Source organism: Mesorhizobium sp. M2A.F.Ca.ET.067.02.1.1 (assembly GCF_004023285.1).
Classification (GTDB): Bacteria; Pseudomonadota; Alphaproteobacteria; order Rhizobiales; family Rhizobiaceae; genus Mesorhizobium.
This window is the reverse complement of record NZ_RZSB01000906.1, coordinates 1-2,157: the sequence shown is the minus strand read 5'-3', so window position 1 is coordinate 2,157 and position 2,157 is coordinate 1. Positions and strand designations below refer to the sequence as shown.

Here is a 2,157-nt window from a genome sequence, read left to right as displayed (position 1 = left end):
CCTTTACGTACAGCGCCGTTGTGTTGATGCTCCGGTGCCCGAGAAGATCGGCGACCTCGTTGATCGGCCTTCGCTGCTTGACGAGCTGGGTGGCAAGACTGTGGCGCAGGAGATGCGCACCTGCGACCCGCCCGAGTTCAACCCCGCCATGTCGCAACCGCTTCCGCACGATCCTCGAAACAGGCGACGCGCATTTGAATGCTGCCACGGGCGGCGTGAAGGACAGGAACAGATACGGACTATCCACCTTCGGTCGAGCGCGCAGGACGTAGTCGGCGAGCGCGGCGCCGGTCTCCTCGAGCAGCGGCGCCACCCGATCCCGCTTGCCCTTGGTGCGCCGGACAGAAACCTCGCCAGCACGCCAGTCGATATCCCGCAGCTGAAGGGCGCGTAGCTCACCGTTGCGAATACCCGTGGTGGCGAGTAGCAGCAGGACAGCTCGATCGCGGATGTCGACCGGCGTCGTTGCGCCGATCGCATTGATTGCGCGCCGAACGTCATCCCATGCAAGGCGCGGCGGCAAATGCGCCAAACGCCAATGAGGCGTCCTTGGGACGACGCGGTCGAGATCCTGGTCATGGTGGCCAGCCCAACATAAAAACTGAAGAAATGTTCGGATGTGAGAAGTCGCTGCCGTGCGGGTGCCGGTGGTCGCTGATAGCGACAGCCGATGCTCGACAGCAGCGAGGACGTGCTCAGCCGTCAACGCCTCGATGTTTTGACCGGGATGATGATGGCGGAACCAATCCAGAAAGCGGCGGCCGCCCAGTAGAACGCCTTCGCGGGTCTTCGGCTCAAGTCCTCGCACCTTGCGCAAATAGTCGGAAAATGAGGTCAGAAGCGGAGTATCCGGATCATCATCTACCCTGGGAGCGGAAGCAATGAAGCGCTCCGGAGCCACTCGCCGTGCATGTCCCAGCGCCGATGCTGCCCCAATGCGTGGAGAATCCGTAGTAAACGTGCATAAATAGCTGTCGACGACATCTTGATGGATCGGCATCCGCCCACAGCGCGTTGCGGCAAACTGGCTAAAGCGTGCAATCCGGCTCAGGTAAATCTTGGCGGACGCTCGCTTGTAACCAAGGGTGAAAAAATGCTCCGCGAGGCGATCCATCTCGCCACCGAGTGCACCGCTACGCAGGCGCTTGAGCACCCCACAATAGGAAAAATAGAACTCGAGCATTCTGCCCCTCCGGCGTTGTGGCACAGGGGACTCCCGCGCCATGAGAGAGGCATGAAATATTATGTGGCGGAGGCAAGCTGGGTTTGGCCGGCTCGAAAGGGGTCAGGGCGGCTCCGCCACATAATCTCGCCCGATGCATAAATGCGGGTCTCGGCCCAGCGTCTCCTGAACCTGCAGAGCGAGGCCTTGCATCCCGCGACGCATATCGGTCCGGCCGACCGCCAACCAGATCCGCACCTGGCTCGGGACCGGGATCATGAAACGCCCAGCGCCTTCACCATCGCCGCCGCCAGTGTTGGCGGCGTGGTCAGCGGAATCCGCAGCCGCACCTTGCCGGCGACCTCCAGCTCGATCACCGCTGGGGATGCCGCCGGCCGCGAAACGGCGACAGGCTCGTCGGGAGCCACGACAACTTCGGCAAAGCCCGTCTCGCGGGCTCTCACCGTGCGGCGCCACTTATAGATCAGGCTGGTCGCGACATCGTACTGACGCGCCACCGCCGTCACTGTGGCCCCGGGCGCGAATGCCGCGGCCAGTATCCGGCACTGATCCGCCTCACTCCAACGACGCGCCGCTCCGGCCCGGTCAATAACGTCACATGGCTCATGCTGTGCTGTTAACTTCGCTCGTAAGGACGACCTTAAGAGCGCAGCCTCGCTACCGTGCCATCTTCTCGCAAGGCGGCCTTCGCCGGAGGCGTGCGCTCTGTGAGGCCGAACTTCCCCAACCGAAGGCGCAAGGCCTCCTCTACGCGGAGCGCATCCTCGCGATATTGGAAACAGATCACAAAGTCGTCGATATAGCGCACCAGCCGGGCTCCGCCCCGCAACCGGACCTTCACCGCGCGCTCGGCGACCTATCATCATTGAAACCGCAGTCGGACATCGGATACGTCGAAACGGGTTAAATGACGCGTGACTTCCGTTCCCCGCGGAGAAATCCTGCCCCTATTTTTGGAAAAACGCGGGTGCCGA

3 protein-coding genes are annotated in these 2,157 nt (G+C 62.4%); all 3 read right to left on the bottom strand.

The window, feature by feature from the left end:
* The coding region (locus tag EOA28_RS33525; protein WP_128315731.1) for a site-specific integrase at window positions 1-1,183 on the bottom strand (1,183 nt) is incomplete at its 3' end.
* Window positions 1,184-1,285: 102 nt separating this feature from the next.
* On the bottom strand, window positions 1,286-1,441 hold the full coding sequence (gene tnpB / locus EOA28_RS41025) for an IS66 family insertion sequence element accessory protein TnpB (RefSeq protein ID WP_128315730.1): 156 nt from the start codon (window positions 1,439-1,441) through the stop codon (window positions 1,286-1,288).
* Window positions 1,438-2,046 (bottom strand): transposase, encoded by a 609-nt coding sequence (locus EOA28_RS40635; protein ID WP_245501661.1) that lies wholly within the window; start codon window positions 2,044-2,046, stop codon window positions 1,438-1,440. Before EOA28_RS40635 ends, tnpB begins: the two co-directional genes overlap by 4 nt.
* Window positions 2,047-2,157: the final 111 nt, after the last annotated feature.